Raw genomic sequence first — 13,790 nt, 5'->3', positions numbered from 1 at the left:
GCCTATTTATTATGGCTCAACAGCACGGTTGCCATAGATAAAATACCTTCCTGACGACCGGTAAAACCGAGCTGCTCAGTGGTAGTGGCTTTAATACTGATTTGAGTGACATCGACATTGAGCACATCTGCGATACTTTGACGCATGGCCAGATTGTGTTTCGCCAGTTTTGGACGTTCACAGGCGACGGTAATATCAGCATTGTTCAGCTGATAGCCACGATCCAGAATTAACTGATAAACCTGCTTCAACAATACCCGGCTATCCGCACCTTTAAAATCCGGATCGGTATCCGGAAAATGCTGGCCAATATCTCCAAGTGCCAACGCGCCCAACAATGCATCACAGAGTGCATGCAGAATCACATCACCATCCGAATGTGCTTTCAGACCGTGCGTATGCGGAATTTGAATGCCGGCCAAAGTGACAAACTCACCCTCTTCAAATGCGTGCACATCCAGACCCTGACCAATACGAATTTGTGCGATCACCTTATACATCCTTTAGAAATAGCCCATTGAAATCTTGTACACTTGCTTTCTATTTCGCTATAGTTAGACCAAGCGTAACACAGTGAAAGTATAAGCGATCATGCTACTGAAAACTGATATAAATATGTTGAAAATAATTGGCCTGATGCTCGGCCTGGGGATGATATCTGCGGGTAGTTCAGCGAACCCACTCGACTGTAACAACGACAGCAAAAAAACAGCGGCCATGAATAAAGTCTGCTCAGTAGCGCTGTCCGAAGCTCGGGAAAAACTCGCTGACCAATACTTGACCGCTTTTTTAATTACTGATGCCCCCGTTCGCTTATTGCAAGACACCCAACAGTTATGGGCAAATCGGTTACAGCAATGCAAAACGCTGGACTGTTTTAAACAGCAGTTTGAATGGCGCCTCGATGATTTAAATATCTATATTTCACTGAATCAAAGCCTAACTCAGCATTATATTAAGTTCGAGCAGGGACAAATGGCCAAACAGCCTGTGCATATCAAGATTCATCAACTGACTAAAGACCGCATCAAGATTGAAGGTCTGGCCTATCGCAATCCCAATAACCGGGCCGAAACGCAGACTGTTCCATTTTTAGCCTATACCACGCCTGCAGCAAAAGAACAGATCATGGATAATGAAAATGACTGCCGCTATGAGTTTAACTATAGTAAAGCGATTCTAGCCGTCAACACTCAGCAAAAAGGTTGTGAACGTTTTACTGGGGTTTATCGCTTATATGATTGATTCAATTTAAAAAATATTAAAAACTTAACCTTATATAAAATGAGAAATTTGATGTAAAAAATAGCCCGCATGCGGGCCATCAATTTAAGCAGGATAGTATTGAGCAATTTCCTTGCTAATCAATGCAGCCGTTGCAGCCGACAAGGTCCAGCCCAGATGACCATGGCCGGTATTATAAAATACCCGCTCATGTTTACCACGGCGCACTACAGGCATCATATTTGGCATCATCGGGCGTAAGCCAGCCCAAGGTACGACATGCTCGGTACACAGATCAAAGTTACGATTGCTCCAGTCAATCAGTGGTTGAATCCGGTCTGCACGAATATCCCGGTTATAGCCATTAAACTCGGCGGTTCCTGCGACTCGTAAACGATCCTTACCCAGACGTGACAAGACAATTTTGGCACTTTCATCGAGCAAGCTGACCCATGGTGCATTGTTTTGGCTCTGTTCATCATTCAGCTGCACGGTAATTGAATAACCTTTGACCGGATAAACATTGACTCGTTCCTCTAAAATCTCGGCCAATTGATAACTGCCCACACCCGCACACACCACAATGGCATCTGCATTAATTTCCAGAATGTCATCTGTAGAATGATGTACATTTTCAGTACTGGGTTTGCATTTCACCCGAATATGTTGAGCCTGATGATCGACGGCAAAGACATCTTGGCCAAATTCAAATTTCACGCCTTTTTGCATGCAGGCTTTGGCCAGTCCTGTACTGAATTTATGAATATCTCCGGTCGCATCGCTCTGGCAGTAAAATCCGGCATAGTAATCGCCTGTTAATGCAGGTTCGATCTGCTTGATTTCCGCATTGGAAATGGCATTGCGCTCCAGTCCGCCGCTACACAACAGGTCATTGACCTTGATCGCGACATCGTAATCCGTCTTGTTATGATAAAAATGTAAAATGCCGCGTTTTTCCAGATCAAAATCAATCTGTTCTGTTTGGGCAATTTCATACAAACGTGCTCTGGCCAATAAAGCCAAACGTACAGTCTCTCGGGTATTGGCTTCATAATGTTTGATATTTCCCAAAAATTCCATGAGCCAACTATATTTATGCACACTAAAAGAAGGATTGAGCAAAAGTGGTGCAGTTTTTTGAGACATCCATTTGATACCTTTGAGTACCGTAGCTTTCTGGTTCCATACTTCGGCATTACAGGCTGAAAGCTGGCCGCCATTGGCAAAAGAAGTTTCCATGGCCGGATAGAGATGTCGATCTATCACAGTCACCTGATAGCCTGCCAAAGCAAGCTCATACGCTGTGGTTACCCCAGTAATACCCGCCCCAATCACCACGACATGACGCATAGACACCTCCTTGATTATATTGATGTCTTTTCCCATCTGTCATGTGTACCTGAGAGCTTCGGTCGCTGCATTGCACATCAATGCGAGCACCTTCCCCTTCGGTGAGTGATTGAACACTTCTCTCCAGAGTTTTTATCCATTATCACAGTCCTTTTGCCTGAGAGTTTCCTGGGAACTTGCTCCTTCGGCGAATGCAGAAGCATTTCTCTCCTGCAATAATGTTTTATTATCATGAGCAATTTATATACCATTTTATTCAATAAGACAGTTTTTATTTATGTGAGTTCACGTGAATCAATTTGTAATTACTGTTCCGAATTAAACTGAGTTATTGCTGCTGACTGATATTGCCCATCTACCAAATTTTTAGATTTCACTTTTGCTCTATTCAGCGAGATACAACAGATTCTAAACTTTATAAGATTTTAGGATTGATTTGATTTTGGCGCTTAAATAGAACCTTTATTGCTTAGGCTATTTTAATGGTTCAAAGCATAGAGAGTTTAAATTCAGGATTTAGATCTTATATCATCTATTTGAGAATCAAGGAATTTTAAATAATCCAGGAAAGTACCAATATTAAGCTTCCCGCCGCTACGACGGTTTGTACACTAATAATGCTCGCCATTAACTGGCTATCGCCGCCATATACCCGGGTTAACACATAAGACGCTGAGGCGGTAGGTAAGGCAAAGAACAATACCAATACTTGCGTGGTGAATGCATCAATCTGGAAAATTTTACAGACTAAAAATGCAATCAGCGGCATTCCAAACAGGCGACCAAAGGTCATCAGACTGAGTGGCAATACATCTCGCTGAAAGCCCTGAAACTTTAAGGCTGCTCCTACACACATCAGACCGAGTGGCAAACTGCATAGTGCAATCTGTTTAAGAAATTGCTCTGCTCCTGCCCAGAGTGCCAAACCGGAAAGATTAAACACACCACCCACCATACAGCCTAAAATTAATGGATTTTTAGACAAATCCAGAATGATTTTTTTCAGCTGCATATCGTGGCTGCGGGTAAATGCCAGTACCGATAAGATATTCACCAAAGGAATACACAACACCATGATCACAGCGAAGATGGTCATGCCCTGCTGATGAAATAAGCTACTGACCGCAGCAAGTCCGATATAGGTATTGAAGCGCAACAAGCCCTGAACATAGACGCCAAAACGCGCATAAGATATCTGGTACATATGGCGCAAGATATACAGTGCGATACTGACCACGATCATGATACTAAATACCACCAGTACCACATCCTGAATCACATTCATCTGAATCTTGGCAGTGGCCAGATTTAAAAATAACATCACTGGAAACAGTGCATAATAATTTAACTTTTCTGCACCGCGCCAAAAGTCTTCACTCAACCATTGCCCATGCTTAAGCAGATAGCCAAAGCTGATCAAGCCAATAAGAGGAAATAAAGAAGTTAAAATAATTTGCAGCATGTGCCATCCTGGTCTGTTTCCCGTCTATTTTTCAATACCCTTTAGACGGTGCACAAAAACTAGCATATTTAGTGGCTGTTTCACCAATTAATTTAAGAAGTAAAATGCTTGAATTTTCATCAACTCATTATATTGATCTGATCATTTTTTCTAAAATCAGTAAATGTAACGGAATCAAAGGCTCTCCGACATTTTGATCTAGTGGATATGCTTCAATTTTTTCAGTCAATAGATAGCCACGGCGCTGATAATAAGCAATCAATTCTGTACGGACATTCAATACTGACATTCGAATCACTTTCTTCTGATACGTATCAATAATATAAAACTCGGCAAAATCTAGTAACTGCTTTCCATAACCCGAGTTTTGTTGGTCTGGATCAATGGCAAAACTTCCAATTTCGATAGAGTCATCGAATTCAGTCAGCCCAATACAGCCAATGATCTGATCATGATTCTCTAATACAAAAAGCTTAACATTAGTCTGTGCCAAGAGAATCATTACCTGATCACAATTAATCCGTTGACCAGCAACCATCTTATGTTCATGTGTCCAGCCACGATTGGAACGATAAGCTGTATTGATCAATACAACAATGTTCTGGATATCTGTAGTTTTTGCCAAGCGAATATTGTTATTTTTCATTATATAAATATAAAAAAAGCCAGACCGAAGTCTGACTCTAATCGTATCCGCTTCAGATGAAAAGCGAATTATTTTGGTTCAATCGGCTCAAAAGGCGTAACTACATCGGCATTTTGCGCACGATGACGCATAAAGTGATCCATTAGCACAATCGCCAGCATCGCTTCTGCAATTGGTGTCGCACGCACGCCCACGCAAGGATCATGACGGCCTTTGGTCAACACGTCTGTATCTTCACGATCGATATTAATGGTTTTACCCGGAGTAGTGATTGAAGCCGTTGGTTTCAGTGCAATTGCGACACGAATGTCCTGACCACTAGAAATACCGCCTAAAATACCACCGGCATGGTTTGCCAGAAAACCGTCTGTTGTTAACTCATCACGTGTTTCATGACCAAATTGCTCAGCGACGCTAAAACCATCGCCAATTTCAACGCCTTTGACCGCGTTAATCGACATCATGGCATGCGCAATATCTGCATCTAAACGATCGAAGACCGGTTCACCCCAACCCACAGGTACTTTAGACGCAATAATTTCAAGTTTTGCACCGCAGCTGGTGCCTTGTTCACGTAGTGAAGTCACGAGCGCTTCAAAACGTGGCACGGCATCCACATCGCCACAGAAGAATGGATTATTTGGCACTTCATCCCAGTCCAGTTTTTCTGCTTTTTCAGTACCAATTTGTGTGACATGGCCACGAATTTCAATGCCAAATTTCTCTAACAGGAATTTCTTGGCAATGGCACCCGCTGCCACACGCATCGCTGTTTCACGCGCGCTTGAGCGGCCACCACCACGATAATCACGGAAACCGTACTTCTGGGTATAGGTATAGTCTGCATGACCCGGACGGAAAGTTTGCGCGATATTGCCATAATCTTTCGATTTCTGATCCGTATTACGAATCAAGAGCCCGATCGATGTTCCAGTGGTTTTACCCTCAAACACACCAGAAATAATTTCTACTTCATCCGGCTCTTTACGCTGGGTGGCAAATTTCGATGTACCCGGCTTACGACGGTCCAAATCTTTTTGCAAATCGGCTTCACACAGCTCAATACCCGGTGGAATCCCATCAACGATGGCCATCAGGCCCACACCGTGAGATTCACCACAAGTCGTCACACGGAACAGTTGCCCTATACTATTACCTGCCATGTCACACGACTCCTTATGCTTGAATAGACTGAATGAATAAATCGCGGTAAGTACGGCATTGCTGTGCAGTGAGTGCAAAGATACCTGAACCACCTTTCTGGAATTGTAACCAGTAGAAATCGACTGAATTGAAGTTCTGTTTCATCGCCCATTCCGAGTTACCGACTTCAATGACAATAAGACCGTCTTCAGTCAGGTAATCTGCCGCTTGTGCCAACATTTTACGTACAAGATCCAAACCATCCTGACCCGCAGCCAATGCCATTTCAGGTTCGTGATGGAACTCATCGGGAAGATCAGCCATATCTTCTGCATCCACATATGGTGGGTTCGATACGATTAAATCATATTGATTTTCAGCAGGAATTTTTTCGAACAGGTCAGACTCAAGCAAGGCCACATTAAACTGTTGGTTATGATGTTCACAGTTAATTTGTGCTACTTCTAAAGCATCCTTAGATAAATCAGTGGCATCGACTTCGGCTTCCGGAAAAGCATAAGCCAGAGCAATCGCGATACAACCTGAACCTGTACACATATCTAAAATACGGCGAGGCATTTTTGGATCTGGATTTTCAGGTAGATTGTTTACACCTTCACGCGCCTGATAATTTTCATCCAGGCAGTAAGGTGCAAAACGATTTTGAATCAGTTCAGCAATCGGTGAACGTGGAATCAGTACACGCTCATCCACGTAATAAGGTTTATCGTCAAAGTAGGCTAAATTCAATAAATATGAAGTTGGCATACGCTCATTGATACGGCGCTCCAACAATCCTAAAAATTCAGCTTTTTCACTTGGGAGTAATTTTGCCTCGAGAATTTCAGCATCCGCTTTCCATTCCAATGACATGCTTTGTAATACCAATGCTGAACTTTCAGCAAAATAATCTTCTGTACCTTGGCCTAAGTGCGCATCATATTGACGTAATGCTGTCACACCAAAGCGGATAAAATCACGAATTGTGCTTAGGTTTTCAGCGGCTTCCTGAATATGTTCAGGGCTAATAGTCGGTCGATCCACGTAGGGCGTCTCCAAGGTCATTTTTTTAAACGCCTTATGATACCTTGTTTTGCCTGCTTTTATAATGCTAAAAGTATGAAAAACACGAATTCTCTAGGCTCATAAAAATGATAAAATTCGTGTTTTTTTACACAATCCTCAACCTGTCATTCTAGTTTTTTTAGAGCAAGTTCAGACGATTCAAACTATGCCTCATGTGGTGATTTATCGTGAACCTGGTGCATAGGAGCGGGATTGATAAAGATTTGCCTGATCCATAATCAAGGCCAGCATACATTGACCTTGCTGCTGTTTGGCATATTTTCCAGACACTCTTAAATTACATTGCTGCGACAGTTTACGTTCCCAAAGCACATGCTGACTGCGGATGGCCGCGGTCTGATTCGGATTCAGCTTTAGATAATTTTTATAGCTTTTCTTCAGACGTTTGTTGTGTAGTTTCAGCTCTTTCTTTAGGCATTTCTCTGCTTTAGCGGTATTACCATAACTAAAGTTCATACACTGCGAATATTCCTTGGAATATCCTACAGCAGCCTGAGTCTGAACTGCACTACCCGCAAAAACTGCAACCAAAAACCATGCAAGACGCATAAAATCCCCTTTACCTAAACTGGTATAATTCCAATAAATGTTTAACAATCAATATTGTTTAAATTATCCATGAATATTAACGCAGTCCTTGCAAAAATCCTATGTATTTCTCCGGCAGCAAATTAAACAGTTGTGCAATTGAAAACTGGCATATCACCCACATATAATCCGAATTAAATCTTCAAACGAGCCCGGTCCTATGAGCTATAAGCACAATAATCTTATGGCGATGCGCCAAAATTACTGGAATGACCAGGTTTCCGGTCAGGTGCAGCAAGAAAAAGTATTTTTGCAGTCAACTTTAATCCAGCATGGTGTGTTTAGCAGTGCCACACTGGACGATGCCAAATATCTGTTTTTTGGTTTGCCAAGTATTGTGATTGTAAAAGGTTATGCTTTGGGCTTTATGCACGACAGTGTCCAGCACCTGATTCATCAACATATTCAAACAAATAAACAACAGTTACAACAACGATCTGAATTAAAAATCCAATTTCAAATGGCATAATGCCCTGTCTAAACTGATACAGGCTGGTGAATAAATGAAAGCTTGCCTAGCTTTTACTATGAATTCAGCGGCTTAAACTTTTTTAATACGTGCAGAAGCGCTAATATCCCCTACAATGATTTATTCTGCTTCATGCTGATGATGAAAGGATTGAGTTTACATGTCAGATCAGAACGATAAGCTTAAACAACTGAAAACCTCCTCTATGGATCGACGCTTATCGATCGCAAAGGCATCCTTGCTGGCAGGCACGCGTTGGGCGGCTTCCAGTGCAGGCTCCATATTTTCGAGTGAAGAAGAAAAAGAAAAGAAACGTAAAAAGGCCATGAAAGAGCAGGCGGATTATCTGGTTGCAGAAATTGGTAAGCTCAAAGGTTCAATCGTTAAAATCGGCCAGATGATGGCGCTGTATGGCGAACACTTTTTGCCAGAAGAAGTCACACAGGCTTTAAATACGCTCAACAACCAGACCGTGGCACTGGCTTGGCCAGCGATCAAGACACAATTACAGCAGCAGCTCGGTGCAAAGCTGAATGATCTCACCATTGATCATGAGCCTTTGGGCACTGCATCTTTAGCCCAAGTCCATCGCGCTACCCGCAAATCTGATGGCATGGAACTGGTCTTAAAAATTCAGTATCCCGGTGTGGCAGAAGCCATTGATTCGGATATGAGCCTGTTTAAAAACATGCTCAAACTGACGCGTCTGGTGCCGCAAACCCGCGAGTTTGACCAGTGGTTCGATGAAGTCCGTGAGATGATGCATCGTGAAGTGGACTATCAGATTGAAGCAGATACCACACGGCGTTTTGCTGCACGTTTAAAAGACGATCCGCGCTATATCGTGCCAACGATTATTGATGAGTATTGCTCTGATCGCGTGCTGTGCATGACTTTCGAACGCGGTGTGCCGATCAATAGCCCAGTAATGTTGTCTCTGCCACAAGAACGCCGCAACCAGTTGGGTGAAGCATCGTTAGAAATTGCCGTGCGTGAAATTTTTGAATGGGGTGAAATGCAGACCGATCCGAACTTTGGGAATTATCTGGTTCGTCTGGGCAATGGCGAAGATATTCCTGACAAGATTGTCCTGCTCGACTTTGGTGCCATCCGTCAGTTTGACCAGCATCTGCTCAGCGTCGCGCGCAATCTGATTCAGGCCGGTTATCATCACGACTCAGACATGATGGTCAAAGCCATGACCGGTTATGAGTTTTTTGATTCAATTCCGCAAAGCATCAAGCCGGATATGGCCAAGGTCTTTTTACTGGCCACTGAGGCTTTTAGCTCACCGTTGAATAATCAGGAGCTGCCAGCTAATGTGATGGATCAACATAATCGTTATGACTGGAAAAAAAGCCAATTGCATAGCCGTGTCATGCAACAGGCTTCAAGATCTATGGCTTCACGTTATTTCAGTGTTCCACCCAAGGAATTTATGTTTATTAGCCGTAAATTCATCGGTGCATATACCTTTATGACCGTGATTGATGCCAAAACCAATGTGCGTGCCATGATCAAAAATCACCTTTGATACCCCAATAGACACTACATAGAAACCCGGATGATTTTGTCATCCGGGTCAATTTTTATTCAAAAATAATTTTCTCTTTTCTTTTTTTTAATTATATTTTCATAAACTTAGCTTACCATCTATTAACTTTTAATAACTTAAAAATTGTCAATCATTCATGTCAGCGATGACATGGTTTTTTCTTGGCGTGCATGTCAGCATGAATAAAATAACGTGACAACACCCATAGGATAATCAAAATGAATAATATGGTGAACAAAGCTCAAGGATTTGGCTTGTCCATGCTGACCAAAATTGCGGGTAGCGAAATATTAGATCAATTAAAGCTGCGTAAATTTATAGAAAAATCCCTGTATCAAAGTTCCAAAGCAGGATTTAAAACCCTGAGTCAAACCCAGAAAATCCTGAAATCTGGCCAGAAAATTCAAAAACAGCGTCTCCCCCCTCAATCTAAAGCACTGTTTGATCTAAACCTGTCTGTAGAACAGCAACTGACCTGCGATGCGATGCAGAAATTTGCTCAAGAGGTACTTTATCCATTGGCGCATGCTGCCGATCAGCATGAAATATTTCCGCATGAACTGTGGCAATATAGCACCGATCTCGGCCTGAATTTCTATGCCTTGCCCGAAGCTTTAGGGGGTGTCGCCTGCGAACAGAACATTGTCAGTAATATTTTAATTGCACAACATTTGGCTCGCGGGGATTTCAGTTTGACTGCCGGTTTACTGTCTAGCTTTAGTGTGATCAATGCCATTACCCGCTGGGGTTCAGAGCAGATTCAGGCAAAATATCTTGGTGCTTTCGCAGAAAATCCAGAGCTGAAAGCAAGCTTTGCGGTACAGGAAGAAACCGCCGCATTTAATCCGTACCAACTAAAAACTCAAGCGATTGCTCATCAGGCGCATTATCTGATTAGCGGTGAAAAGACCTTGGTCATGCTCGGAGAAAATGCGGATCTTTATCTGGTCAGTGCCGATCTAGACGGAACACCTGAGGTCTTTGTGGTACAACGTGACCATAGCATTACTGCAAAAAAATCCCCTGCCATGGGTCTAAAAGCAACTGAAAGCGTCACACTTCAATTTAAAAATACACCAGCGCAGCGTTTGGGTGATGATGATTTTGATTATCATACTTTCGTTGATTTAGGCAATTTGATGTGGTGTGCCATGGCCGTCGGCACTTGTGAAGCCGTGAAAAAATACTGCATACAATATGCCAATGAACGGACTGCCTTTGGCGAGCCCATTTCCCATCGTCAGAGTGTCGCTTTTATGATTGCCGATATGGCGATTGAAATTGATGCCATGCAGATGCTGATTTTCAATGCTGCCAGTCTGGCTGAATCCGGCCAACCTTTTCATCGTGAAGCTTATCTGGCACGTTTACTCTGCGCAGAAAAATCCATGAAAATCGGTACAGATGGCGTGCAGATTTTGGGTGGTCATGGCTTTACAAAAGAACACCCGGTCGAACGATGGTATCGAGACCTCAGAGCCACTGCGATTGTTCATTCTGGCCTACATGCCTGATCGGAGAATAAAGAGAACTATCATGAATCTACAAAATCCAAAAAAATTCAGACTCCTGATTGATCAAGCGCATGAAGTTGCACTCAATGTACTCCGCCCTATTTCGCGTAAATATGATAAGGCTGAACACACTTATCCTAAAGAGCTGGATATGCTGGCCTCCATCGTAGATGGTATGAACCAAGGCAGTGAAGGTATGAATGCGGGCGCAGCAGTGAATAAACGGGGCGAGACCGACAGCAGCAATAAAAATGGTATTAATATGTCTACTGCCCTGAGTATTATTGAAATGTGCTATGGCGATACGGGTTTATTGCTGTCTATGCCACGTCAAGGTTTAGGAAATTCAGCCATTGCAGCGGTGGCAAATGAAGAACAGCGACAACGTTTTCATGGGACTTGGGCAGCCATGGCGATTACCGAACCAGGTTTCGGCTCAGATTCCGCTGCAATTCGCACCACTGCGACCAAAGATGGTGATGACTATATTTTAAATGGTGAGAAGATTTTTGTGACCTCTGGGGAACGTGCCGATGCGGTTGTGGTCTGGGCAACATTAGATAAAAAACTGGGACGATCGGCAATTAAATCATTTGTGGTGACCAAAGGTACGCCCGGAATGAAGGTTGAACGACTGGAACATAAGTTAGGAATTAAAGCTTCGGATACTGCCACGATTCGCCTGATCAATTGTCGAGTACCTGCGGCAAACTTGCTCGGTCATGCAGAAATCGATGTTGCCAAGGGCTTTGCCGGTGTAATGGAAACCTTTGATAATACCCGGCCATTGGTCGCTGCCATGGCAATTGGCTGTGCCAAAGCCTCGCTGGAACGTATCAAGGAAATTTTTAAGGATCAACTAGATTCCAGTTATGTCACGCCCTATTTACAAAGCTCCAATATCGCTGCACAAATCTATCGTATGGAAGCAGAATGGGAAGCTGCGCGCTTGCTGATGCTCAAAGCGGCGTGGATGGCAGATAATCATAAACCGAATTCACGTGAAGCATCTATTGCAAAGGCCAAAGCTGGACGTATGGGGAATGAAATCACCTTAAAATGTGTAGAATTGGCAGCTGCGGTAGGCTATAACGAAACTGAACTGTTAGAAAAATGGGCACGTGATTCCAAGATTCTGGATATTTTTGAAGGTACCCAGCAGATTCAGCAACTGATTATCGCTCGACGCGAACTGGGTAAATCTTCGAGTGAGCTAAAATAAAACTTTATCGAAGAAAAATTGAAGGAAAAAGATGGATTTTTTAAAGTTTTCGGACTATAAAAATTCCATCTTCTTTTATGTCATGTGCTATGTATTCTATTCGTCCCCTTCAGCCTCAAGATAATGCTCAAATTGCCAAGATTATTCGTGACGTTTCCATGGAGTTTGGTCTGGCAGCGGAGTCCGGTTTCGCTGTAGGTGATTCAATTCTGGATCACCTGTATGACGTATATCAACAGCCAAATTCTGCCTATTGGGTCATTGTTGATGAACAGGATCAGGTTTATGGCGGTGGTGGTATTGCTCCACTACAAGGTGACCACAATATTCTAGAAATACAGAAAATGTATTTTCTACCAGCCATTCGTAGATATGGCTTTGCAAAACAGATTTTGAATTTGGCCTTTGATTTTGCCCGACAACATAAATTTGAACGGATTTATATCGAGACTACCAAAAACCTTTGGCAAGCGGTGAAGCTGTACGAGAACTTAGGTTTTGAGCATCTGGATCGGCCTGAAGGCGACACTGGCCATAGTCAAGCCTGTGAAATCTGGATGCTTAAAAACCTAGCCTAATCGATGTCGATCCTCATCTTATCCATAACACCAAGAAAAGCCTTAAATAAATATCTATTCCAACCGGCTTTTCTTTGATCATCTCTTCATAAATCATCCATGATTCAAGTAGATCTACTTTGACTTTGTAAACAAATCATATAATTTCTTGACGATTTTTATACATCTTCCTAAGATCAGTTTAATTTTAAAAATACATGGAAGCTGAAAGTTGTTAGGCAAATTTTCTGTTAGAAAAAACTTATTATTACCAGTATTCAATAGCACAATTTTTAAAATTGGGCTGCTTGGTCTAAGTACCGTGTTATTTAGTGCCTGTTCTTCTCTCGGCGGCAATTCTTTAGAAAAACGTTCTGCTCAACTGTCTAAAGGAATTCAGACAGCCTACGGTGTTCCAGCAACCACCGCAACTCGCGTTTCACCTTTGATTATTCAGAATGCAGAAAAAAATCGTCTGGATCCATTACTTGTAGCAGCCGTAATTCGTCAGGAGTCAACTTATCGTAGCCAGGTGGCTTCACATGCTGGAGCTGTTGGCCTCATGCAAATTATGCCAAGATATTGGCAAGCGACTTGTGGTGATGATTTATATAATGAAGCTATAAATATTTCATGTGGTAGCCATATTCTTTCTCGTTATCATGAATCCAGTGGTAGCTTAGAAAAAGCACTGGGCTATTATAATGTAGGTCCGACTGCCTATGAGAAAAACCGTAAAATGCGTAAGCAAGGCAAACGTTATGCACAACAAGTGAAACAGCATAAAAAAGATCTGAAGAATGTAATTTAATTTATCTTTAACATAATGCTTGAATCAGTTTAAAACGGCTTTGTTGCATAAAGGTTTGAAAGGCTGAGTTCCCTTAAGCTGCTCAAATTTAAGAGACAACTTGGGTATGAGGGCGACCTAATTCTGTGAATTTATTCAAGACTGCCATGCGTGCATGGATCTC

At 42.5% G+C, this 13,790-nt stretch carries 14 protein-coding genes and 1 riboswitch; of the genes, 7 read left to right on the top strand and 7 right to left on the bottom strand.

Going from position 1 to position 13,790, the window contains the following annotated elements; genetic code table 11:
• Positions 1-2: 2 nt before the first annotated feature.
• Positions 3-491, bottom strand: coding sequence for a 2-C-methyl-D-erythritol 2,4-cyclodiphosphate synthase (ispF, locus tag FTT75_RS10100; protein WP_005170695.1), 489 nt, complete (start codon positions 489-491; stop codon positions 3-5).
• Positions 492-591: 100 nt separating this feature from the next.
• On the opposite strand from ispF, the gene FTT75_RS10095 reads away from it, so the two are divergent.
• Positions 592-1,245, top strand: coding sequence for a hypothetical protein (locus tag FTT75_RS10095; RefSeq protein WP_005097039.1), 654 nt, complete (start codon positions 592-594; stop codon positions 1,243-1,245).
• An 84-nt stretch (positions 1,246-1,329) separates the two neighbouring features.
• Here FTT75_RS10095 and FTT75_RS10090 read toward each other — a convergent pair whose 3' ends face one another.
• The 6 genes from FTT75_RS10090 to FTT75_RS10065 form a co-directional block, all read right to left on the bottom strand.
• Positions 1,330-2,574 carry a D-amino acid dehydrogenase gene (locus tag FTT75_RS10090; RefSeq protein ID WP_074382721.1) on the bottom strand — a complete coding sequence of 415 codons (1,245 nt, stop codon included), beginning with the start codon at positions 2,572-2,574 and terminating at the stop codon, positions 1,330-1,332.
• A gap of 135 nt (positions 2,575-2,709) precedes the next feature.
• Positions 2,710-2,797: riboswitch (glycine riboswitch) on the bottom strand.
• 330 nt (positions 2,798-3,127) lie between these two features.
• Positions 3,128-4,036, bottom strand: a complete 909-nt coding sequence (locus FTT75_RS10085) for an AEC family transporter (RefSeq protein ID WP_100328567.1) — start codon at positions 4,034-4,036, stop codon at positions 3,128-3,130.
• A gap of 127 nt (positions 4,037-4,163) precedes the next feature.
• Positions 4,164-4,682 (bottom strand): GNAT family N-acetyltransferase, encoded by a 519-nt coding sequence (locus FTT75_RS10080; RefSeq protein WP_074382719.1) that lies wholly within the window; start codon positions 4,680-4,682, stop codon positions 4,164-4,166.
• 68 nt (positions 4,683-4,750) lie between these two features.
• On the bottom strand, positions 4,751-5,845 hold the full coding sequence (gene aroC, locus FTT75_RS10075) for a chorismate synthase (protein WP_180186356.1): 1,095 nt from the start codon (positions 5,843-5,845) through the stop codon (positions 4,751-4,753).
• Positions 5,846-5,858: 13 nt separating this feature from the next.
• Complete coding sequence (gene prmB / locus FTT75_RS10070; RefSeq protein WP_034609000.1) at positions 5,859-6,869, bottom strand: 50S ribosomal protein L3 N(5)-glutamine methyltransferase; 1,011 nt, start codon at positions 6,867-6,869, stop codon at positions 5,859-5,861.
• 204 nt (positions 6,870-7,073) lie between these two features.
• Positions 7,074-7,460 carry a hypothetical protein gene (locus FTT75_RS10065; protein WP_005097047.1) on the bottom strand — a complete coding sequence of 129 codons (387 nt, stop codon included), beginning with the start codon at positions 7,458-7,460 and terminating at the stop codon, positions 7,074-7,076.
• A 199-nt stretch (positions 7,461-7,659) separates the two neighbouring features.
• Between FTT75_RS10065 and FTT75_RS10060 the strand changes: the two genes are divergently transcribed.
• From FTT75_RS10060 to FTT75_RS10035, 6 genes are all read left to right on the top strand, one after another.
• Complete coding sequence (locus FTT75_RS10060) at positions 7,660-7,968, top strand: hypothetical protein (protein WP_005097049.1); 309 nt, start codon at positions 7,660-7,662, stop codon at positions 7,966-7,968.
• 160 nt (positions 7,969-8,128) lie between these two features.
• Positions 8,129-9,502, top strand: coding sequence for an AarF/ABC1/UbiB kinase family protein (locus FTT75_RS10055; protein WP_005097050.1), 1,374 nt, complete (start codon positions 8,129-8,131; stop codon positions 9,500-9,502).
• Positions 9,503-9,741: 239 nt separating this feature from the next.
• On the top strand, positions 9,742-11,037 hold the full coding sequence (locus FTT75_RS10050; RefSeq protein WP_180076592.1) for an acyl-CoA dehydrogenase family protein: 1,296 nt from the start codon (positions 9,742-9,744) through the stop codon (positions 11,035-11,037).
• A gap of 22 nt (positions 11,038-11,059) precedes the next feature.
• Positions 11,060-12,259, top strand: coding sequence for an acyl-CoA dehydrogenase family protein (locus tag FTT75_RS10045; RefSeq protein WP_005097053.1), 1,200 nt, complete (start codon positions 11,060-11,062; stop codon positions 12,257-12,259).
• A gap of 89 nt (positions 12,260-12,348) precedes the next feature.
• On the top strand, positions 12,349-12,837 hold the full coding sequence (locus tag FTT75_RS10040) for a GNAT family N-acetyltransferase (protein WP_180041251.1): 489 nt from the start codon (positions 12,349-12,351) through the stop codon (positions 12,835-12,837).
• Positions 12,838-13,048: 211 nt separating this feature from the next.
• On the top strand, positions 13,049-13,627 hold the full coding sequence (locus tag FTT75_RS10035) for a transglycosylase SLT domain-containing protein (protein WP_005097055.1): 579 nt from the start codon (positions 13,049-13,051) through the stop codon (positions 13,625-13,627).
• The last annotated feature ends 163 nt before the right edge of the window (positions 13,628-13,790 follow it).

Origin of the sequence: Acinetobacter sp. YH01008, assembly GCF_013420435.1 — a bacterium.
GTDB classification, from domain to species: Bacteria; Pseudomonadota; Gammaproteobacteria; order Pseudomonadales; family Moraxellaceae; genus Acinetobacter; species Acinetobacter pseudolwoffii.
The sequence above is the reverse complement of the archived record's forward strand: the minus strand, read 5'-3'. Positions and strand labels throughout refer to the sequence as shown.